18 protein-coding genes are annotated in these 21,881 nt (G+C 66.6%); 13 read left to right on the top strand and 5 right to left on the bottom strand.

All coding sequences use genetic code 11. From position 1 onward, the window contains the following. The first annotated feature begins 3 nt into the window (after positions 1 to 3). The 4 genes from ACI2JO_RS15800 to ACI2JO_RS15815 all read left to right on the top strand — a co-directional run bounded on the left by ACI2JO_RS15800 (position 4) and on the right by ACI2JO_RS15815 (position 4,246). On the top strand, positions 4 to 984 hold the full coding sequence (locus tag ACI2JO_RS15800) for a glycosyltransferase (protein WP_404721575.1): 981 nt from the start codon (positions 4 to 6) through the stop codon (positions 982 to 984). Beyond that, entirely contained in the window at positions 981 to 2,174 is a 1,194-nt protein-coding gene (locus tag ACI2JO_RS15805; RefSeq protein ID WP_404721576.1) for a glycosyltransferase family 4 protein, read from the top strand. Before ACI2JO_RS15800 ends, ACI2JO_RS15805 begins: the two co-directional genes overlap by 4 nt. A 4-nt stretch (positions 2,175 to 2,178) precedes the next feature. Then, on the top strand, positions 2,179 to 2,841 hold the full coding sequence (locus ACI2JO_RS15810) for a hypothetical protein (RefSeq protein WP_404721577.1): 663 nt from the start codon (positions 2,179 to 2,181) through the stop codon (positions 2,839 to 2,841). A 133-nt stretch (positions 2,842 to 2,974) separates the two neighbouring features. Further along, positions 2,975 to 4,246 carry a DUF1996 domain-containing protein gene (locus tag ACI2JO_RS15815; protein ID WP_404721578.1) on the top strand — a complete coding sequence of 424 codons (1,272 nt, stop codon included), beginning with the start codon at positions 2,975 to 2,977 and terminating at the stop codon, positions 4,244 to 4,246. Between the two features lie 40 nt (positions 4,247 to 4,286). On the opposite strand, the gene ACI2JO_RS15820 is transcribed toward ACI2JO_RS15815, so the two are convergent. Continuing rightward, positions 4,287 to 4,469, bottom strand: coding sequence for a hypothetical protein (locus tag ACI2JO_RS15820; RefSeq protein ID WP_404721579.1), 183 nt, complete (start codon positions 4,467 to 4,469; stop codon positions 4,287 to 4,289). 175 nt (positions 4,470 to 4,644) lie between these two features. On the opposite strand from ACI2JO_RS15820, the gene ACI2JO_RS15825 reads away from it, so the two are divergent. Then, entirely contained in the window at positions 4,645 to 5,118 is a 474-nt protein-coding gene (locus ACI2JO_RS15825; protein ID WP_404721580.1) for a PilZ domain-containing protein, read from the top strand. A 12-nt stretch (positions 5,119 to 5,130) separates the two neighbouring features. Here the strand turns inward: ACI2JO_RS15825 and ACI2JO_RS15830 are convergent, their stop codons facing one another. Further along, positions 5,131 to 7,008 (bottom strand): acyltransferase family protein, encoded by a 1,878-nt coding sequence (locus ACI2JO_RS15830; RefSeq protein WP_404721581.1) that lies wholly within the window; start codon positions 7,006 to 7,008, stop codon positions 5,131 to 5,133. 309 nt (positions 7,009 to 7,317) lie between these two features. Between ACI2JO_RS15830 and ACI2JO_RS15835 the strand changes: the two genes are divergently transcribed. Beyond that, positions 7,318 to 8,010, top strand: a complete 693-nt coding sequence (locus ACI2JO_RS15835; RefSeq protein WP_404721582.1) for a sugar transferase — start codon at positions 7,318 to 7,320, stop codon at positions 8,008 to 8,010. Between the two features lie 36 nt (positions 8,011 to 8,046). Here the strand turns inward: ACI2JO_RS15835 and ACI2JO_RS15840 are convergent, their stop codons facing one another. Beyond that, complete coding sequence (locus ACI2JO_RS15840) at positions 8,047 to 8,685, bottom strand: hypothetical protein (RefSeq protein ID WP_404721583.1); 639 nt, start codon at positions 8,683 to 8,685, stop codon at positions 8,047 to 8,049. A 236-nt stretch (positions 8,686 to 8,921) separates the two neighbouring features. Between ACI2JO_RS15840 and ACI2JO_RS15845 the strand changes: the two genes are divergently transcribed. From ACI2JO_RS15845 to ACI2JO_RS15860, 4 genes are all read left to right on the top strand, one after another. Continuing rightward, on the top strand, positions 8,922 to 11,093 hold the full coding sequence (locus ACI2JO_RS15845) for a DUF1800 family protein (protein WP_404721584.1): 2,172 nt from the start codon (positions 8,922 to 8,924) through the stop codon (positions 11,091 to 11,093). A 12-nt stretch (positions 11,094 to 11,105) separates the two neighbouring features. Then, positions 11,106 to 12,470: a DUF1501 domain-containing protein gene (locus tag ACI2JO_RS15850; RefSeq protein ID WP_404721585.1), complete on the top strand. Its 1,365-nt coding sequence runs from the start codon at positions 11,106 to 11,108 to the stop codon at positions 12,468 to 12,470. A gap of 71 nt (positions 12,471 to 12,541) precedes the next feature. Next, positions 12,542 to 13,801: a DUF1996 domain-containing protein gene (locus ACI2JO_RS15855; RefSeq protein ID WP_404721586.1), complete on the top strand. Its 1,260-nt coding sequence runs from the start codon at positions 12,542 to 12,544 to the stop codon at positions 13,799 to 13,801. Positions 13,802 to 13,899: 98 nt separating this feature from the next. Continuing rightward, positions 13,900 to 15,291 (top strand): oligosaccharide flippase family protein, encoded by a 1,392-nt coding sequence (locus tag ACI2JO_RS15860; protein ID WP_404721587.1) that lies wholly within the window; start codon positions 13,900 to 13,902, stop codon positions 15,289 to 15,291. 51 nt (positions 15,292 to 15,342) lie between these two features. Here ACI2JO_RS15860 and ACI2JO_RS15865 read toward each other — a convergent pair whose 3' ends face one another. Both ACI2JO_RS15865 and ACI2JO_RS15870 read right to left on the bottom strand, forming a co-directional pair. Beyond that, positions 15,343 to 16,335: an NAD-dependent epimerase/dehydratase family protein gene (locus ACI2JO_RS15865; protein ID WP_404721588.1), complete on the bottom strand. Its 993-nt coding sequence runs from the start codon at positions 16,333 to 16,335 to the stop codon at positions 15,343 to 15,345. Positions 16,336 to 16,425: 90 nt separating this feature from the next. Then, entirely contained in the window at positions 16,426 to 17,571 is a 1,146-nt protein-coding gene (locus tag ACI2JO_RS15870; protein ID WP_404721589.1) for a glycosyltransferase, read from the bottom strand. 220 nt (positions 17,572 to 17,791) lie between these two features. Here ACI2JO_RS15870 and ACI2JO_RS15875 point away from each other — a divergent pair, with 220 nt between their 5' ends. From ACI2JO_RS15875 to ACI2JO_RS15885, 3 genes are read left to right on the top strand one after another with little or no spacing between them, the layout of a single operon-like run. Then, complete coding sequence (locus tag ACI2JO_RS15875; protein WP_404721590.1) at positions 17,792 to 18,373, top strand: polysaccharide biosynthesis/export family protein; 582 nt, start codon at positions 17,792 to 17,794, stop codon at positions 18,371 to 18,373. 8 nt (positions 18,374 to 18,381) lie between these two features. After that, entirely contained in the window at positions 18,382 to 19,716 is a 1,335-nt protein-coding gene (locus ACI2JO_RS15880) for an outer membrane beta-barrel protein (RefSeq protein ID WP_404721591.1), read from the top strand. 32 nt (positions 19,717 to 19,748) lie between these two features. Beyond that, positions 19,749 to 21,866 carry a GumC family protein gene (locus ACI2JO_RS15885; RefSeq protein WP_404721592.1) on the top strand — a complete coding sequence of 706 codons (2,118 nt, stop codon included), beginning with the start codon at positions 19,749 to 19,751 and terminating at the stop codon, positions 21,864 to 21,866. The last annotated feature ends 15 nt before the right edge of the window (positions 21,867 to 21,881 follow it).

The raw sequence follows: 21,881 nt of genomic DNA on the forward strand, positions 1-21,881 counted from the left end.
TACATGACCTTTCCTTCCCCCACCACGCCGACGCGGATCGGCATCGTCGCGATCGGACGCAACGAAGGCGAACGGCTGATCCGCTGCCTGCGCGCCCTCGACGGCACCGGCGCGGCGGTCGTCTACGTCGACTCGTCCTCGACCGACGGCAGCGCCGAGCGCGCGCGCGACTTGGGTGCGACGGTGGTCGACCTCGATCTGACGCGGCCCTTCACCGCGGCGCGGGCGCGCAACGCCGGGCTGGCGGCGCTTCCGGAGGTCGAACTGGTGCAATTCGTCGATGGCGATTGCGAGCTGGACGGTGCGTGGCTGGCGACCGCCACCGCATTCCTCGATTCGCACCCCGATGTCGCGGTGGTGTGCGGGCGACGACGTGAACGCTTCCCTGATGCGTCGGTCTACAACCGCCTCTGCGACATGGAATGGGATACACCAATCGGTGAGGCGAATGCGTGCGGCGGCGATTCGCTGATGCGCGCCGCCGCCGTCCGCGCACTCGGCGGCTTCACCGACACGCTCACGGCCGGCGAGGAGCCAGAGTTGTGCGCGCGGCTGCGCGCCGCCGGCTGGCGCGTGTGGCGGATAGATGCCGAGATGACGCGCCACGACGCCGCGATGGTGCGTTTGAAGCAATGGTGGTGGCGCGCCGTGCGCACCGGCTTTGGTTATGCCCAGGCCGGTGACGCCACCTCCGCGCTGCCCCAGCCGCTGTATCGCACCGAGGTGAAGCGCGCGCAGCTCTGGGCGGGGATCATCCCGTTTGTCGGCGTCGTGCTGGCGCTGCTCGTTCATTCGGCGTTCCTGCTGCTCCCCGTCGCCGCCTTTGCCGCGCAGGTCGCGCGGATCGCGCTGCGCGGCGGGCAGCCGCGCGGCATGGCGTGGCCGCATGCCTTCTTCACGATGCTCGCCAAGTTCCCGGAGCTTCAGGGCATCATCCGTTACCGGCGCGCGCGTCACCTCACCTCGGCGATCACCTACAAATGACCGACCCGCGCATCGCCTATGTCGTGAGCCAATATCCGGCCTCGTCACACACCTTCATCCGCCGCGAGGTCGACAGCCTGCGTCGCCACGGCGTCGACATCCGCACCTACAGCGTCCGCCGTCCCTCGTCCGCCGAGCTGAAGGCGCCCGAGGACAAGGCATCGTTCGACACCACGCGCTTTGTGCTGCCGATGCGGATGGCGACCCTGCTTGGTGCGCACCTTCGTGCGGTGACCACGCGTCCCGGCGCGTGGTTCTCGCTGCTGCGACTTGCGCTGCGTCACCGGGCGCCCGGCGCTAGGGCGATGCTCTGGTCGCTGTTCCACTTCGCCGAGGCGGTCGTGCTCGCGGGGATGCTGCGCGAGGACGGGATCGGCCATGTCCACAATCACTTCGCCAATGCCGGCGCGACGGTCGGGATGCTGGCGGCGCGCTTTGCCGGGCTACCGTGGAGCCTGACGCTGCACGGCATCTCGGAAACCGACTATCCCGCCGGGCTGACGCTCGGTGCGAAGCTGGAGGCCGCCGAGTTCGCTGCCTGCGTCTCGTGGTTCGGGCGCGCCCAGGCGATGCGGGTCACCGCGCCCGCACATTGGCACAAGTTCGCGACCGTGCGCTGCGGGCTCGACCTGCCCAGGCTCCCCGCCGCACCACCGCGCAGCGGCGTGCGGCGCGAGATCGTCTGCGTCGCACGGCTTTCCGCCGAAAAGGGCCACCTTGGGCTGATCGAGGCGATTGCGCCGCTCGACATGTCGCTGACGCTCGTCGGTGACGGGCCCATGCTCGCCGGGATCGAGGCAGCGGTCGCCGCACACGGGATGGTCGACCGCGTCCGCTTCGCCGGCCGCCTCGACGAAGCCGCGACGCTTGCCGCGATCGCGCGTGCCGACCTGCTCGTGCTGCCCAGCTTCATGGAAGGGCTGCCAATCGTGCTCATGGAAGCGATGGCGATGGGCGTGCCCGTGATCGGCAGCCGCGTCGCGGGCGTGCCAGAGCTGATCGAGGATGGCGTCGAGGGTCTGTTGTTCCGCCCTGGTGACTGGGATGACCTGCGGCGCGCTATCGCACGGCTGCGCGGCGAACCGGATCTCGGCGACCGGCTCGCGACCGCCGCGCGCGCGAAGGTGGAACGCGAGTTCGATATCGCGACCGCCGTGCTTCCGCTCGCGCGCCGCTTCGGTAAGGATTGAGACGATGCTGTTCGACCATTTCGACCGAGTCCGCGTCATCAACCTGAAGCATCGTACCGACCGGCGCGCGCAGATGGTTGGCGAGCTGCGGCGGATCGGAGCCGATCGCGATCCGCGCGTCGCCTTCTTTGATGCGTGCCGCTTCGACGACGCCGGCACCTTCACCTCGATCGGCGCGCGCGGGGTCTATCACAGCCATCTCGCCATACTGGAAGAAGCGGCGGCGCAGGGGGCAAGCGTGCTGATCCTCGAGGACGACGTCGATTTCACCGCCGCCGCGCGCGACACCGCGCTGCCCGCCGGCTGGCAGATCTTCTATGGCGGCCACTACGCTGCGCAGCCCGATGATCTGCAGCGCAGCGACATCATCGGCGCGCATTGCATGGGCTTTAGCGCCAACATCGTTCCCGCGCTCGCTACCTATCTGCGCGGGCTGCTCGCACTCGACGATCATCCGCCGATCGACGGCGCCTATGTCTGGTACCGCCGCGCGCACCCGGCGATCGTCACGCATTTCGCGGTGCCGCCGATCGCCGACCAGCGCCCGTCGCGCACGGACATCGCCGATTTGCGCTTCTTCGATCGCTGGCCGGTGCTGCGTCAGGCTGCGCAATTCGCGCGCCGCTTCAAACGCCGGCTTGCCCGTCGTGGTGTCGCGGGCGGCTGACACCCACCGTCTTCCGCGCGGCAAGGTTTACCGCGTCGTAACCACGCCGCTTCACTCCGCCCTAACCACCGCGGGCTAGAAAGAGCCATCCCGACCGGACGCTGTCCGACTTCCCCGGGGCTGGAGCTTTCCAATGAAGTCGTTGCTGCGTCATGCGGCACCGGGGACGCTGGCGCGTCGCACCGGTCGATCCTTTGCGCAACTCGCCGGCGCGCTTGCACTTGCATCATGCGGCGGGGGAAGCGGCGGCAGCGCGTCGACGCCGACCGCTGCGGCGCCGGTCGCCGTGGTCCCGACAGCGACGCCGACGCCCACGCCCACACCAAGCGCGACGCCCGCCCCCACGGCGGCAGTTGCGCCGGGCAGCCTCGCTGTTTCGGACGGCTATCCCGAAATTCCCAGCAACTTCGACGTGAATGCCGAGCTGGTCCCATCGTGGGGCACCGGCGAGATCGCGGTGAGCGGCAAGCCCGATGTGGTCGGCGCATTCCGCTTCATCTGCAATCCCAGCCATGAACTTCGCGACGATCCGGTCGTGTTTCCCGGGCAGCCGGGCCGCTCGCATCTCCACCAGTTCTTCGGCAACACGCTGGCCAATGCCAACTCGACCTATGAAAGCCTGCGGACCACGGGTGAGAGCACCTGCAACGGCCCGCTGAATCGCAGCGCCTACTGGATCCCGGCGATGCTGAACGGCAAGGGCGGGGTCGTCCGGCCCGATTACATCAGCATTTACTACAAGCGTCTGCCGAAGGACGACCCGGAATGTCAGCGCATGGGCAAGGCCTGCGTCGACCTTCCGCGCGGGCTGCGCTTCATCTTCGGCTTCGACATGGCAAGCATGTCGGCGAAATATGGCTCGGGCTCGTTCAACTGCCAGGGTCCCACGGCGGTATCGGGGCATTACAACGACATCGTCGAGGCGGGAAAGAACTGCCCGGTCGGCAACCAGCTCGGCGCGACCATCGGCGCGCCGAATTGCTGGGATGGCAAGAACCTCGACAGCCCGGACCATCGTTCGCACGTCGCCTTCGCCAGCTATGGCGACTGGGGCTATCTGAAGTGCCCGGCGGATCATCCGTATGTGATCCCGGCGTTCACGCTCGGCGCATGGTACACCGTCGACGCGGACCTCGACACATCAGGCACCTGGGATGGCGGCAAGACGAGCTGGCACCTGGCGTCAGACGAGATGCCCGGCATGCCGATGATGCGACCGGGCAGCACCTTTCACGCCGACTGGTTCGGGGCCTGGGACGATTCGGTCATGCGGATGTGGACCGACAATTGCATCAATAAGCTGTTGAGCTGCAACGGCGGCGATCTCGGCAACGGCAAGCAGCTCAAGACGTTCAGCGGGTTCAGCTGGACCGCCAAGCCGCACGTCGTGGCGTTGCGGAGCTGATCGTGTGGACGGCCATTCCTCGGCGCGGGCAGGCGCGGCGTCAGATCAGCAATGCGGCGATTATCGTCCAGAGCAGCAGCGCCATCGTCATGCCGGTTACGATGCCACGTGCGGTGGAAAGCGGGTCAATCACGTCCGCGACGAACGGACCGATTAATCCGAATCGATCGAAGACCAACGGCACGCCACTTGCGGCAAATTGTTCCGTTCGATCGACGCGCATCTGCCTCTCCATTGGCCCGGTCTTCAGCCCTCCGTCCCGGAACGGCACAGAAAACTTGCACGGCGATGAACGAACTTTCTCGATCTTGTTTCCGCAAGCGCAAAATCGGCGGTGCATTAACCCGCTGGTAGCGCTGCGACCCTTACTTCCCTGATGCTTAGCGAAAGGCGCGGCGATGCTCATTCCGGCAATATTGCTTCCTGACGACGACTCCGACGACCGCCGTTCGGCAGAGCGGCAGACGATCAACCAACCATCCACGCTGCGTGACGAGCGCGCGGAGGCGACCGACGTCTATGTGCGCGACCTGTCCGAAACCGGGTTCAGCGTCGCCACCGATTCACGGCTGGAGATCGGCAGCATGGTCACGATCGGCCTGCCCGGGCGCGGTCGCGCCAGCGCGCGGGTCGTGCGGCAGGTGCCGGGCGGATATGGCTGCGAGTTCGATCAGCCGCTGGGCCGCGCCGAGGTCATGCAGACGTTCCGGGGCGGCACCGTCATCCACATGACCTCGAACGCGCCGATCGTGCATCCCGCACCCGAGCCGGAAATCCGGCGCTTTCCGGGCAGTGTGCGGCTTGGTGTGATCGTCGGCGGCTCGGCGCTGCTGTGGGCAGCGGTTGCGAAGGCCATCGCGACCCTGTTCTGACAAGTCGGCGGGTCAGGGTCCGCGGGTGAGCGCGGCGATCATGAAGGCGCGTGCCGCCTGACGCGAGCCGGCCGCGGACAGATGCCCGTCGTCAGCATAGAGCCAGGTCGAGCCGGAGCGATACGGACAGGCACCGTTCGGACACAGGCTCGGTAGCGGATCGACGTACTCCGCCCGTGCCGCTTCCCGTCGCACCAGCGCGGTCATGCCCGGATCGAGCCGCGCCACCGCCGTGCCGGTCCGGTGCCCCGCCTGACCGGAGAGATAGTCGAACGCCTGCGGGGTGACGCCGAAGATCGGCGAGGGGCCGATCACCGTGACCCGTACGCCCAGCCGTTGCAGCGCCGCGACCGTCAGGTGCAGCTGCTGCAGCGTCCGCCACGGCACCTCGTCCCAGCGCGCGGCGATTACCACCCTCGTGATGCCGTAATGCCGAATCAGCGCCGGCACGCGGGCATTGCTTTGCGAGCAGCCGATCCGCGCCGCCGAGAAATACGCGAAGATCGGCGGGCAACCGGCGAAGGTATATTGCAGCACCGTACGATCCAGCGCGCGCTGCTCGGCGATCAGGCCCGGCATGTAATGCGCGGCATGGCTGTCGCCCCACAGCAGGACGCGCCCGCCCTGCCCGTGTGTCCGCGTGCACCGATCGGCGCGCCGTGCGATCGGGCGGGAGGGATTTTCGTTGAAGCAGGTCGCCCCGCCCCACAGCTCCTGCCCGCTGACCGCAACGGGGTGATAGCCGGGGAAACGCTGCGGCCAGCCGCCCGCCGCCGCACCCGCCAGCCCGGCCGCGATCAGCGTCGTGGAAACCGCCAGCCCGACCCCGATGACCCGCCATTGCGCGCGCGGCACGTCACGCAGGCGGTAGGCGTAGCGGCGTACCGGTTCCTCGACGAACCGCCAGGACAGCGCCGCCAGGGCGATGCTGACGATCAGCATCGCTGCGCCCTCGCTGGCGGTCGGCGGCCGCATCAGCCGGTACTGGAAAAAGGCCACGATCGGCCAGTGCACCAGATAGAGCGAATAGGAGATGCGCCCGATCGCGCGCGGGCCGGCGGTCGAGAGCAGGCGATTGGCCACCGGCATCCGCCCGGCGCCGGTACCGGCAAGGATGATCAGCACCGTGCCGACACAGGGAAACAGCGCGTTCCAGCCGGGGAACGCCGATTTCTCGTCGAGCAACACCATGCTGCCCGCCACCATCGCCAGCCCCAGCGCCGCAAGGCCTTCTCGCGCCATTGGTTTTTGCGACGGTGCCGCGCTGGCCCGCGCGACCGCAGCGCCCAGCAACAACTCCCAGGCGCGGCTCGGCAACAGGAAATAGCCGGCGGTAGGCGCGGTGAACACCATCGCGATCGACACCGCGAGGCTACCCGCCGCGACGATCAGGATCGCGCGCAACCAGCCCCGCGGCCAGCGTCGATGGAGCAGCGCCAGCGGCACCGGCGCGAAGAAATAGAATTGCTCCTCCACCGCCAGCGACCAGCTATGCAGCAGCGGTCGGGTCTGCGCTGCCGCCTCGAAATAGCCCGACGATCGCCAGAAGAAAATGTTCGAGGAAAAGCCCCCGATCGCCGCCACGCTGCGGAAATGCGTGACGAGATCCTCGGGCAGCAGCAGCCAGATCGCCGCCACTGTCGTGATGGCGACCGTCACGACCAGAGCAGGAAGGATCCGACAGACGCGGCGCACATAGAAAGCGCGCACGCTGAACCGTCCGGCATCAACGTCGGCAGCGATGCTCCGGGCGATCACGAAACCCGAGATGACGAAGAACACATCGACGCCGACATAGCCGCCAGACAACAATGCCGCCCCAAAATGGAACAACACGATCGGTACGACCGCAAGTGCGCGCAGTCCGTCTATATCTTCGCGATGATTCAAAAGCGTATGGGCTCCTGCCTCGGCGGTTAGGGCAGGGATTGATTATGAACAAGCACCGGACATCGCAAAGCGACCCGCTTCGGCACAGCATGTTTTCAGGTGTTCCACACCACCTTAACAGCTTGTCCCGCCAAGGCCACGCCTTGCCGCCCGACCGGAACCGATTCGGTAAACGTTAATTTAACCACCGCCACGATGGAATGCCATGACCGCGGGGTGAGACGAAGGAAGACCAACTTTCTTCCGGTTTTCATTTTCACCAGATTGATCTAATTGTTGCGATGCAGCGTAACGTCAGGGAGCGAAGCCGTGCATGAAGCGACCGTGATGGTTGCGCCGGACCGGACCGGCGTGGCGAACGGCATGATTGATAATGCGAAGTGGCAACGGCTGGACGATGTCGCCAGCCGGGTGCTCGACGTGACGCTTGCCGTCACCGCATTGATCATCCTCGCCCCGTTGATGGCGATCGTCGCCGCAGTGATCTACATTCTCGACCCGGGCCCCGTGATTTTCGCGCACCAGCGGATCGGACGCGGCGGGCGGTCCTTCCCGTGCCTGAAGTTCCGCAGCATGGTGGTGGATGCCGATGCGCGACTTCGCCACCTGCTCGAGACCAGTCCCGAGGCGCGCGCCGAGTGGGAACGCGATCACAAGCTTCGTGACGATCCGCGGGTGATCGGTATCGGTCGCTTCCTGCGCAAGACCAGCCTCGATGAACTGCCGCAGTTGTGGAACGTCGTGCGCGGCGACATGAGCCTTGTCGGCCCGCGTCCGATCGTCGTCGGCGAGATCAGCCGCTATGGCCGCTACTTCGAACATTATTGCGCGGTGCGACCAGGCATTACCGGACTGTGGCAGGTCGGCGGCCGCAACGACGTTTCTTACCGTCGCCGGGTCGCTTACGACGTCACCTATAGCCGTGCGCGGTCCTGCGCGATGAACGTCAAGATCATCGCCTATACGGTGCCCAGCGTGCTGTTCCAGCGCGGCTCCTATTGATCGTCCCTCCCGCGGCCTGATGGCGGCGGGAGCGGATTACCCGCCGCGAAGCTGATCGCGGACCGCCGAAAGGTGCTGCGCCGCCCGGGCGTGTTCGGCGTTGGCCAACGCCATCATTCGGTCATTCAATGTGTTCAGCTGGCGGTTTGCCATCGCGGCGTCGCCGTTGACCTTGGCCATCTGGACCTTGAGCTGCGCCAGTTCGTGCTGAAGCGGGTCGCTGTTGCCGCCCGTCCCTCGTTGCTGCGCACGCTCATAGGCTTGGTCGATCTTCAGCGACAGCACCGCGCGCTGCGATTCGCGCAGATCGCGATCGGCGCGCACCACCGTCATCCGCTGGAGTACCATGTTCCGCCGCGCCGCCGCAGCCGTACGATCGGCGGCAAGCTGGTGCTGCACGTCGGCCAACACCGCCGCGACCTTGGGATCGGCGCGACGCGCGACCAGCGCCGGGGGCAACGCAATCGTCGGCGCGCCACTGACCTCCGCCTGCCACAACGCCTCTTGCGCGATCAGGCGATCCGTCGTGATTCCAGACGCGGGCTGCGAGCTGCGCGCGGTGCAGGCGACGGCCGCGAGCGCGGTGAGCCCGAACAGTCCGGCGAAGCCGACCGCGCGGCGCAACGCCGCCGTCACATCATCCTCGACCGTCACCCGCGCGCTCCTCACTTCCATGATGCCGCCTGCCCTCAATCATTGCGTCGGACGGCTATGATAAGGGCAAGCCGTTAAGAAGACGTAAGCCACTCTACACTGCTTAACGCCGAGATTGTTACGCAAAGACAACATCAACATCATCCGATGGTCATGGTCTTTTACTGCCGCACCATTAACCTCGTCTTCAATCGATCCGCGTAGCTGCTGCTCATCCGTCACCTTGATGGCGGCGTTTCAGATTCGGGCAGACGAACGTGGCGATTACGCGGGTACGGACACATCTTCTTCTGGCGACCGCGTCGCTCGCCGTGGCGAGCTGCGGCGGCGGCGGTGGCGGCGGGAGCAGCGGCGGCGCTACCTCGACGACCCCGGTTGTCGTCGTTCCCGCCCCGACGCCGACCCCGACTCCGTCGGTAGGCTCGGGCAGCGCCGGGCCGGGCGTCTCGCCGACGCCGTCGCCCTCGCCGACCGATGGCGGGATCGTGATCGTCGCGCCGACGCCGGCTCCCACGCCGACACCGACCCCTGCTCCTTCGCCCTCGCCCACCACACCGGTCAGCCCGTTCCCGGACCCGGTACCGGCCCCGACACCGACCCCCACGCCCTCCGTCATTGTCCCGGGTTCCGGCCCGGCACCCACCCCAACACCGACACCGACGCCGACATCCGCAATCGAGCTGCCCGAGGAGGCCGCGCCGAGCGACGGCTTCGCCTATCTCGCGGCACGCGCCAGCGAGCTGGCGTCATCGATCGTCGACGCCTTCTGGCGCTTCCTCGCGTTGTTCACCGCCAATGGCAGCAGCACGCCGTGGTCGAGCGGACTGACCGCGTTCAACCAACCGGTCATGACCGTCGACGGCGCGGCGGCGGTCCCGGTCGATGTGCTGCGCCTCGCGCGTCAGGCATCGTTTGGCCCGACCCCGCAACTGGTGTCGCGGATCACGGAACTGGGAATTCCCGGCTGGATCGATGAACAGTTCCGCGTACGCGGCAGCACCTACACCGATCTGATCAAATGGGTGCCGAACGATTATTGCTCGGACCGCACCATCGCGAATTGCTGGCAGAACAATTTCACGCGAGTGCCCGTCGCCGCGCGCTTCTATGCCGACGCGGCGCTCGCGCCCGATCAGTTGCGCCAGCGGGTCGCCTTCGCGCTGTCGCAAATCCTCGTTGTCTCAGGCAACGGCGTGAACAGCACCTCGGGGATCGCGGCATATCAGCAGCTGCTCCTCGACGGCGCGTTCGGCAATTACCGCGATCTGCTCGGCAAGGTGACGATGCACGGATCGATGGGCTGGTACCTGTCGATGGCCGACAGCATCCGCAGCGCGCCGTCCGAGAATTATGCGCGGGAAATGCTGCAGCTGTTCACCATGGGCCCGATGCAGCTCAACGCGGACGGAACACCGGTGCTCGCCGGCAACGGTGCGCTCGTGCCCAATTATGGGCCGGACGATATCAAGGGCCTGTCGCGCGCGCTCACCGGCTGGACCTATGCGCGGGGCGGCGGGCGCACCGACTGGACCGGCAACGATTATTCGCAGCCGATGATCGTTCGCCCGGTCAACTGGGCTTATGACACGCAGGCCAAGGCCTTCCTGGGCGTCACCGTGCCGGCCGGCGCGTCGCCGGCGGAGAGCGTGCGGGTCGCGCTCGACGCCGCCTTCAATCACCCCAGCACCCCGCCGCGTCTTGCCCGGCTGCTGATCCAGAACCTGGTCAAGTCGAACCCGTCGCCCGCCTATGTCACGCGGATCGGCGCGGTGTTCGTCGACAACGGCAAGGGTGTTCGCGGCGACCTGAAGGCGGTGGTCCGCGCGATCCTGCTCGATCCCGAGGCCCGCGGCGATGAACCGCGCGGCGGCGGGTTCGGCAAGGTCAAGGAACCGGTGCTGGTGATGATGGGGCTGGTCCGCGCGAGCGGGCTCCAGACCGACGGCGCAGCGATGACGATGCGTGACACCACGCTGGGGCAGCCGGTGTTTCAGGCGCCCTCGGTGTTCAATTTCTACCCGCCCGACTACCCGCTGCCGCGCAGCAACGGGCTGGTCAGTCCGGCGTCGAAGCTGTTGTCGGCGGGCGGCACCGTCGCGCTCCAGAACCTCGTCTACGACTGGACGCTGAAAGGCGAGGCCAATCGTGGCGACTGGAACTTCAACAACGCGCTCAATAACACCGGCAGCTCGGCGAACACCGTGCCCTTGTGGGGCGGGTGGGAAGCGATCGCCGCCGATCCCGATCGGCTTGTCGCGGTGATCAACCTGCTGTTGCTCAACAACACCGCCACGGCGGCACAGAAGCAGGCGATGCGCAACGCCGCGGTGTCGATCACCAACGCCAATGCACAGGTCCAGGCACGCAAGCGCGCGCAGGCGCTGCTCTACATCGCCGCCACCAGCCCCAATTTCCTCGTTGATCGCTGAGGATCACGTTTCATGACGCACATTTCCCGCCGCCACTTCCACCATATGGCGATGAGCGCCGGTGCGGCCGCCGCGCTCGGCATGTTCGGCCGCGGCGTTGCCTATGGCGCGCCGGGCAGCGGCTTCCGCGCGATGGTCGGCGTGTTCCTGTTCGGCGGCAACGATGGCTGGAACATGCTCGTCCCGACCGATACCGCCGCCTACTCGGCCTATGTCGCCTCGCGCCAGACCGTCGCGCTGCCGCCGTCGGGTGTGGTGCCGCTCGCGGGCAGCGGGCTGGGGTTGCACAAGGCCATGGAGAGTCTCGCGCCGATCTGGGACAAGGGCGCGCTGGCGCTGGTGCTCAACACCGGCACCCTCGCAACGCCGCTGAGCAAGGCGACCTATCTCAGCCGCCCCGACTTGCGCCCGTCGAACCTGATGAGCCATTCCGACGAGCAGGAGCATTGGCAGGGGCTGCGCGCGCAATCCGTCAACCGCGACGGCTTCATGGGGCGGCTTCACGATCGCATGAGCGCCAGCGGCGTGCCCCCCGTCATCTCCTTCGCGGGCAACAATGTCGCGCTGATCGGCCAGCAGGCGCAGCCGCTGGTTCTGCCGTCGAAGGGCGTGCTGTCGCGCTACGGCAGCAACAGCAGTGCGATCGATGCCGCAGTGAACAGCTTGGCGGGCGGCACCGGGCTCGACGACATCACCGCCTCGACCGCCGACACGGTGCGCGACGCCTACGCGATGACCGCCGCGACCGGCGCGGTGCTGGGCGCAACCGGCAGCGTCGAGGCGTTCTTCGTCGATCCCGCGACCGGTGCGGCGCTGACCTCGGACGTATCGCAGCAGTTGAAGCGCGTGGCGCGGATGATCGAGGCGCGCTCGACCTTCGGGCATACGCGCCAGTCGTTCTTCGTCTCGCAGGGCGGTTACGACACGCATGATGCGCAGGTGACGTACGGCAACGTCGTCGCCGGCACGCACGCCAATTTGCTCGGCGACCTCGCGTTGGCACTGTCGGCTTTCTACAAGGCGATGGAGGCGCTCGGGCTGCAGGACAATGTCACGGCCTTTACGATGAGCGACTTCGGGCGCACCTATCGCGGCAACGCGCAGCTCGGCTGCGATCATGCGTGGGGGAACAACCATCTGGTGATCGGCGGCGGCGTGACCGCCGGCGGCGTGTTCGGCCGCTACCCGGACCCGACGCTGGGCGGCGCCGACGACATCAGCAACGAAGGGCGCTTCCTGCCGACCACCGCGACCGAGGAATATCTCGGGGCGATCCTGAAGTGGCATGGCGTCGCGGATTCCGACCTGCCCTATGTCGTCCCGAACTGGAGCACATGGTCGAGCAACGGTCGCGGGCCGGTCGCTCTATATGGCTGAGCATTGACGTCGCGGCATTTGTCGCGCCGCCGTCGCTGGCCTATAAGGCGCAGGTCTGCTGGAGACCGATCGTGTACCGCCGCCTCATCATCGCCGTGTCGCTGCTCGGCTGCGCCGCCGCGACTCCGGCGCAGCGTTCGCTGCTGCGCGCCGACGAAGCCACCTACGAGCTGCGCGGACCAGAGGAGGCGTCGGCAACCGCCAGGACCCAGGCATCGCACAACGTCGGCAGCGCGCACGGCGACCAGATCCGCCCGCAACTCAGCGAGGATGTGCTGGAGGTGCCCGCGTCAGTCCCGTCGACGGTGCGTCCGGCGACGCTGATCGGCCCGACCGGCGGCAGCGGCCTGCTCCCGCCCACCGCCGCTCCCGATACCGTCGGCGCGTTCCGCTTCCTGTGCGAGCCGGGGCAGATCAGCTACGACGATCCGATCGTCTACCCGAACCAGCCGGGCAAGAGCCACCTGCATCAATGGTTCGGCAACACCGCCGCCAATGCCGCCAGCACGTATCAGAGCCTGCGCACCTCGGGCCAGAGCACCTGCGTCAACATCCTCAACCGTTCGGCCTATTGGATGCCTGCGATGCTCGACGGGCGCGGCCATGTCGTCCGCCCCGATTACGTCTCGATCTATTACAAGCGCTATCCCAAGGACAATCCCGACTGTCAGAAGCAGGGCAAGGAGTGCGTTGCGCTGCCGCGCGGACTGCGCTTCATCTTCGGCTTCGATATGGTGACGGGCAAGACGCCGACCGGCGGCAGCTATTTCAGCTGTGACGGGCCGACCGCAAAGTCCGGCCATTATACGACGATCACCGAGGCGGCGGCCAATTGTCCGGCAGGCAACCGGCTGGGCGCGATCATCGCCGCGCCGGGTTGCTGGGACGGAAAGCGGCTCGACAGCCCCAACCACCGCGATCACATGGCCAATGCCGGCTATGGATCATGGGGCTACCTTCGCTGCCCCTCGACACATCCCTATATCATTCCGTCGTTCACGATGGGGGCGTGGTACACCGTCGACGCGCAGCGCGCCGATAGCTGGTACCTTTCGTCGGACGAGATGCCGGGCATGGACCGGATGCCGGCCGGCTCGACCTTCCACGCCGACTGGTTCGGCGCATGGGACGACGATGTCATGGCGATGTGGACCGCGCATTGCATCGACGCGCTGAAATCCTGCAACAGCGGCGATCTGGGCGCCGGGCGCCAGATGAAGGAAGCCGCTCCGTTCGTCTGGAACACACCACGCCGGCTGGTGCCGGTTCCCCCGCGCCCGGGAACGGGTGCGAGCGCGAGTGTTGGCGGCAGATCAGCCGGCACGCGCTGACCAGACTGTCCCGATCCGCCGCACCTTTGCGGTTGCGGCGCCGTTCAAGGCATGTTTAGCCGCGCTGCAACACGATAGAGACGGATATCAACGGGTTCATGGCCGACTCCTCAACGCTGAGCGCCCGGTTGCTGGCGCGCGCCCATGTGCCGGAGGCGCTGCTCAAGCGGCTAGGCTGGGCGACGTCGGGCTATATGATCGTGCAGGTCGTGCGCTTCGCCACCAATCTGGTGCTGACGCGCATTCTGGCGCCCGAACTGTTCGGGATCATGATCCTGCTCACCTCGCTGCGCGTCGGGTTGGAGCTGTTCACCGATATCGGCATCGCGCAGAACGTCGTCAGCAGCCCGAACGCGACCGATCCGCGCTTCTACAACACCGCCTGGACATTGCAGGTGCTGCGCGGATTCGGGCTGGGGATCGTCACCTTTCTGCTGCTGCCAGTGATCGGGCACTTCTATGGCGACCCGACGCTGCACAAGCTGTTGCCGTACATGACGATCTTCTTCGTGCTGACCGGCTGCACCTCGATCGGCCTGCCGCTGGCGATCAAGCAACTCGCGCTTGACCGGACCGCGAAGTACGAGGTCGCGTTCTCCACGATCGCTTCGATCGCACTAATCGTCGCAGCGTGGATTTCGCCGAACATCTGGGGACTGCTCACCGGCAGCATCCTCGCCTCGGTCGCACCCACCGTCTGCTCCTATTTCATCATGCCGGAAATCAAGCACCGGCTGATGATCGACCGGACCTATGCGCGGGAGATCATCGGTTTCGGCAAATGGGTGTTCGTGTCGTCGGTGGTGTTCTTTCTGGCGCTCAACTTCGACCGGCTGATCCTCGCCAGATACGTCAGCTTCGCCGCGCTCGGCATCTACGGCATCGCGCGCTCGCTGTCGGACGTGTTCGCGCAGTTCAGCGTCAAGCTCGGCGCGGAGGTCGTCTTCCCCAGCGTCGCCGCAGCGACGGTGCGCGGTGTCGAGTTGCAGCGCAAGCTGGCACACCGCCGGTTGCAGTTCCAGACTGTCGCGCTGATCGCGATCGCCGGGTTCATCGCCACGTCCGACTTCGTGATCCGCATCTACGATCCGCGCTATCATGACGCGGCGCAGCTCATTCCCTGGGTGGCGGTCGCGGCGTGGCTGATGATCCTCAGCACCCTCAACGAGAATTTGATGCTGGGGCTCGGCAAGCCGCACTACAGCGCGTTCGGCAGCAGCGCCAAGCTGCTCGGGCTGGTCGTGTTCCTGCCGCTCGGACTGACGCGCTACGGCATCGCCGCCGCGGCGGGGGCCACCGTGCTGGCGGAAGTGATGCGTTATCTCTGCCTGTCGATCGGACAGGCGCGCGAGAAAGTGACGTTCATCCGCCAGGACGCGCTCGCCACCGCCGCGCTGATCGCGCTGGCCTTCGCGATCCGCTGGGTCACGTTCGCGATCGGGCTGACCGGCGCGCCCGGCGAGTTGTTCCGGATCACGATGTACCGCTGACGGTCATGCCTGTCGTGCGGGATCAGCCCCCGCGACGACAGGCGCGCGGCCTCAGGCGTTCGGCCCGTAATAGCCGCGGTACCATTCCGCGAAGCGCTGCAGCCCCTCGCGCAGCATCACCTTCGGCTGATAGCCGGTCAGTTCATGCAGCTTCGACACATCGGCATAGGTCGCGGTGACGTCGCCGGGCTGCATCGGGCGCATCACCTTCTCGGCCTTCTGCCCGACGGCGTCTTCCAGCGCCTCGATCATCTCCATCAGCCCCACCGGATGGCTGTCGCCGATATTGAGCACGCGGTGCCCGCCCTTCTCCGGCGGATGGTCGAGCGCGCCGACGATCCCGTCGACGATGTCGTCGATATAGGTGAAGTCGCGCGCCATCTTGCCTTCGCCGTACACCTCGATCGCCTCGCCGCGCATGATCTTCTGCGTGAACGAGAAATAGGCCATGTCCGGGCGGCCCCACGGGCCATAGACGGTGAAGAAGCGCAAGCCGGTCTGCGGAAAGCCGTACAGCTTGGCATAGGATTGGCTCATCAGCTCGCACGCGCGCTTGGTCGCGGCGTAGAGCGAAACCGGATCGACCGCCGCCTCGTCCTCGGTGAACCCCTCGCCGCCCATCGGCTTGTCGCCATAGACCGAGCTGGAGCTGGCATAGACCAGATGCTCGAACCCCTCGGCATGGCGGCACGCCTCCATGATCGACAGATGCCCGGCGAGGTTCGACCGCTCATAGGCGAACGGGTTCTCGAGGCTGTAGCGCACCCCCGCCTGTGCGGCGAGGTGGACGACACGGCGCACGCCTTCCTCGCGGACGATTTTCGCCATCGTCTCGGCATCGGCGATGTCGGCGCGATGGAAGGCGAAGGTGTTGCGACCCTGGAAGGTCGCGAGCCGCGCTTCCTTCAGCTTGGGATCGTAATAATCGTTGACGATATCGACGCCGATGACGCGCTCGCCGCGGTCGAGCAGGCGGTGCGCGACGGCATGGCCGATGAAGCCGGCAGTGCCGGTGACCAGGATCGGATCGGTGCGGCCGCTCATGCTGTCATCCCTCGGTTCGCGCCGGGGTCGGCGCCTTCATGCTGCACCGCCTCCTAAAGATGCGAACCCGGAACGGCAACTCGCCCCGTCTCAGTCGCGCACCGACTCCGCGGGTTGCCACACGGCGTATGTCTTTCCACCCCATACGGAATCGATCACGCCCATGGCGACGCCCAACAGGCTGAGCAGCGCGGCGACAATCTTTTGCGCGATGCCGATCTTCAGCCGGTTGCCCACCGCCAGCAGGATCGCGCCGCCCAACGCCAGCGACAGGATCGGCCCTGCCCCGAACACCGCCACCGCGACCGGCAGCGCGAACAGCCCTGCCCCCAGCAGCAGGAACGGCGTCACCCATTTCAGCATCCGGTGCGAGGCATAACCGTAGAAGGCCGGCCAGGGCAGCCGGCGCAGGTGCGGCCACAAGGCGCGGTGGACGTTGATCGCCTGACAGGCGATCCGGCGCTTGCGCACCAGTTCCTCTTCCGCCTCGGTCGCGCTGCGCTCATGCACCAGCGCGTCCGGCACGCTGATCAGCCGTCCGCCCTGCGCCAGGACGACAAGGCTCAGGTACAGATCGTCGATCAGATGCGGCGGCGGCGGCCGGTGAAGTTCACGCCGCATCACGAACATCGCGCCGTCGACCCCGATCAGCCCGACCGTCTCGCTCTCGATCGCCTTGATCGCTTCCTCGGCACGCCAATAGGCGGCACCGGTCGCGGCGGCGGGGCTGTCGTCGGCATTGTCATAGACCAGCCGCGCGCTGGTGCAGCCTACGCCCGGATCGGCGAACGGCGCGATCAGCGGCGCGATCACGTCGACGTCGTGCATCACGTTCGCGTCGGTGAACATCAGCAGCTCGGACGACGAGCGTTCGACCAGCAGGTTCATGCCATAGGTCTTGCCGTTGCGCCCGTGCGACACGATCAGGTCGATGCGATCCGCGAATTCGCGCAGGATCTCGATCGTCCCGTCCTGTGGCCCGTCGGCGTAAACGTGGATCGTGGCGTTGCCGTAAGCGTCCGCCGCCTCGATCAGCCGCTCCATCCGTCGGCGGATCGATCGTGCCTCGTTATAAGCCGACATGCAGATCGCCAGCGACGGCCGCATTGTCCCGTCGTGAGACAGTTGCGACACAGGCCGCCGACGAAAAAAGCGCAGCGAATAGGGATAGATGATGAATGGATGCACCGCCAACAGCAGCAACAGCCCGGCAGCGATGGCGTACATCCAGATCATGTTCGCGTCTCGCTGGCCCCTTTTACAGCGCGAAATGGGGAAGCGGCGTCCGCCACTTGTCGCCCCCGCTGCTCCTCTTGAGCCATAACGGGTAAACATATTCCTGCAAGAAGGCTCGTGATGGCACGCAAGCCGCCGGAAGATAGCTTGCATTTAAAGCGACATCGCTTACCAAGTCGGCACTTCGCACGTGCGGCATAGACCCGGGGGAATTATCAGAATGACCAGGCTGGCGATGATGCTGTCGGCAGTGGCGCTGCTCGCGGGCTGCGCCGGGCGCGGCAGCGATCTTCCGCTGCAATCGGCCTCGGCGCTGGGGCGCGAACGCGCAACGCCGGTCGACACCACCTATCAGCTCGGCGTCGGCGATCAGATCGCGCTCGCTGTCTATGGCGAGCCTGATCTTACCCGCACCTATGCGATCAACCCGAACGGCACGATCGAAGTGCCGCTGGCCGGCACGATCAAGGCGCAGGGCATGACGATCGACGCGGTCAGCACGCTGATCCGCAACCGATTGGCCGACGGCTTCCTGCGCAATCCCAGCGTCACCGGCTCGATCGTCACCTATCGCCCCTTCTATATTCTGGGCGAGGTCAACAAGCCGGGACAATATCCGTACCAGACCGGCATGACGCTGGAAGGCGCGGTGGCGCTGGCAGGTGGCTACACCTATCGCGCGCAGAAGAATTACGTGTTTATCCGCCCCGAGACCGGCGGCGGTGAAACCAAGGTCGAGGCAACGCCGGAGCTGGCGGTGCGGCCGGGTGACACAATCCGCTTCGCCGAGCGGTTCTTCTGATCCCTGTGATGACCCGCCTTCCGTCTGTTCCCGGCTGTTCCCGGCGGCGGTCTCGTATCGTCGCGTCGCGGTTGCTGGCCGCAGCATCGCTGCTGGTCGCCGCGATTCCGACCGCATACGCACAGACGTCGCGATCGGTGCTGGACACCGGCATCCCGTTCGATCTGCCGGCGACGGACCGCGTCACGGTGTTGCAACGTCCGCACCCCGAGCTGGAAGCGCTGGGCGTCCACGCCGGCGCCTTCCTGGTCTTTCCGCAGATCGATCTGGCCGCCAACGCGACCAGCAACGTCTTCGGCGCGACCTCCGACACGGTTTCCGACGCCTATGCGACGATCGCCCCGCGCATCGACGCACGCAGCGACTGGTCGCGGCATCAACTGCTCGGCCATGTCCGTGGCACGTTCCGGCGTTATCTCGATTATCCGATCAAGAACGAGGACGGCTACGATATCGGGCTGGAAAGCCGGCTCGATATCTACGGTGATTCGAACCTGCGCGCGGCGGTGAATGCCGACCGGATCTACATCACGCAGCTCTCCGGTGACTTCCCGCGCTTTGCCGCCGCCTCGGTCCCACTCGATCGGCAGGTGGCGTCGCTGCGCGGCACCTATGCGCTCAATCGTCTGCAACTCATCGGCGACGTCAACGTCACGCGGCTGAACTACAGCGATACGCGTTCGCTAGACGGCTCGGTGATCGATCAGGATTATCTCGATCGCACCGCCACGCGGATGACCGCGCGCGCCGAATACAACATCTCGCCGGTCACATCGGTGTTCGTGCAGGGCATCTATACGCTGCACAACTACAAGGTCGTCAATTTCGATTTCGACCGCAGCGGTGACGAATTGCGCGTGATCGGCGGCGCTGCGTTCGATGTGACCCCGCTGATCCGCACCCGGCTCGGCGTTGGCTATCTGACGCGGCATTACGACACCGCCGGCATCTCGAATCTCAGCGGGCTCGCGCTGGACGCGCAGGTCGATTACCTCGTCACCGAACTGACGACGATCAGCCTGTCGGCACGCCGCGACGTCCGCGACGCGATCGTGATCGGCTCTCCGGGCTATGTCGCGTCGCGCCTCTCGGCCGAGATCGACCATGAACTGTTGCGCAGCCTGATCCTGGTCGGACGCGCCGATCTGGAAAAGGACGCGTTCTCGCGCATCGATCGCGATGACACCTTGTTCCATGTCGGGGCGAGTGCGCTCTACACGCTCAACCGGTCGATGGTGCTGACGCCATCGATCGACTATTCCAATCGCGACAGCCGCGGCGCGCAGATTGGTCAACGTTTCAACGAACTGCGCGCAGGGCTTAGCCTGACGCTGCGGCGCTGAGCCGCGGCGAAGGCAGAACAAAAGGGTAAGCGATGGCGGAAGCGACGAACATGCGGCCCGAGGAACGCCAGGATCTGGCCGGCCTCTTTTCGCGCCTGAAGCGGCATCTGCCGATCATTCTGGCGTGCGTCGTCGGGATGGTGGTGGTCGCCTGGGGGATCAGCAAGGTGCTGCCGCGCCGCTACACCGCCTCGGCCCAGCTTGAATATACGCCGCAGAGCCCGGTGGCCGGCGCGCCGCAGGCACCCTTGTCGGATCTGGCGCGCGACGCGAAGATCGACGCCGAGGTGCAGACGATGAAGTCGCTGCCCGTCGCGACCCGCGTCGTCGAGCAGTTGAAGCTGGACCGCGATCCCGAGCTGCGTGAAGCGGCCAAGGATTTCGCGACCGACGCCGCGACCGAGAAGCAGGCGATCGCCGGTGCCTTGCTCACGAATCTGAACGCCGCGCGGGTCGGCACGACCTCGCTGTTCGAGGTGGGCTATACCGACAAGAACCCGCTGAAGGCGATGCAGATCACCAACGCGTTCGCGCAGGCGTTCATGGCCGAGGATCTGCAGACCAAGGCTGCCGAATTTAACGACGTCGATTCGCGCCTCAACGGGCAACTCGACGAACTGCGCCGCAAGGTCGAGCAGGCCGACGCCGCCGTCGCCGCCTTCCGCGTCCGCAACAACCTGCTCGGCTTGCCGGATTCCGTCACCGCCGAGCAGGAAATTGCCTCGATTCGCGGCGCGCTTGCCGCGGCGCGTGCCGAGGAGGCTGCGGCCCGGGCGCGCAGCGGCGCCAGCGGCTCGACGATCGTCGGCGGCGGCACCAACAGCCCGTACAGCACCGCCACCATGTCGTCGCTGCGTCAGCAGCGTGCGCAGGTCGCGGCACGCGTCGCCTCGCTCCAGTCGCGTTATGGTGAGCGCTATCCGGCGCTGGCCGATGCGCGCAAGGAACTCGACGCGATCGACGCACAGCTGACGCGCGAGATGCGCGACCTTTCGCGCTCGGCGGGCAATGCCTCGCAGGCCGCCGGGTCGAGCACCGCGTCGCTCGAGGCCAGCCTTGCCGCCGCGCAGGCGCGCCTGACGAACAACGTGCGCTCGTCTGTTGAACTCGCCGATCTGCAGCGCACCGCGCAGAACGCCCGCGACGCCTATCAGCAGCTGCTGAACACCAGCACGCAGCAGAACGCGCAACAGTCGATCGTCCGCCCGGACAGCCGTATCGCCGCACCCGCGTCGCTGCCGCTGGCCCCCAGCTCGCCGAATGTTCCGGTCTTGCTGTTCATGGGCGCGGTGCTCGGCCTCGCGATCGGTCTCGCCATCGCCTATGTCCGCGAGCGCTGGGTGCAGGGCCTCGACACGGTCGATGATATCGAGACGATGCTCGGAGTCGACTACTTCAACAGCGTGCCGACCCCGGCCAGCTCGATCGAGAAGCCGCGCACCAGCGATCCGGCGGAAGCGACGTTGCTGCACCCGCTGTCGGCCTATACCGAAGCGTATCGCAACCTCGCGACCAGCCTCAGCTTCACCGCCTCGTCGGTGCAGGGCGGCAAGATCCTCGGCATCACCTCGGCGCTGCCCAAGGAGGGCAAGACCACGACCTCGACCTCGGTCGCGCGCGTGCTCGCCACCGGCGGATCGCGCACGTTGCTGCTCGACACCGATCTGCGTCGTCGCTCGGTGTCGGTGGCGCTCGCCCCGCAGGCGCGCGTCGGGCTCGGCGAGGTGCTGGCCGGCACCGCAACGCTCGACGAGGTGATCCTGCGCGAGGAGCAGACCGGGCTCGACATCCTGCCCCTCGCGCCGACCGCCGGTACCTCGCCGCACATCTTTGAGACGCCGGAATTCACCGCGCTGCTCACCGAGTTGCGCCGTCGCTACGAACTGGTCGTGGTCGATACAGCGCCGGTGCTCGCCGTGGCTGATACCCGCGTGCTCGCGCATCACTTCGATGCGCTCGCGATGCTGGTTCGCTGGCGCTCGACTCCAGCGCGCGCCGCCCGCGCCGCGCTGCATCAGATCAGCTCGGTTGGCTCGGGCGTGACCGGCGTCGCGCTGACGATGGTCAACCTCAAGGTGCAGTCGCAGTCCGGCTTCGGCGATCCGTCCGGCTACGCCGATTACATGAAGGACTATTACGCCCAGTCGTGATCCGGCATCCACCGG

This window comes from Sphingomonas sp. NPDC079357 (genome assembly GCF_044901155.1).
Taxonomy (GTDB): domain Bacteria; phylum Pseudomonadota; class Alphaproteobacteria; order Sphingomonadales; family Sphingomonadaceae; genus Sphingomonas.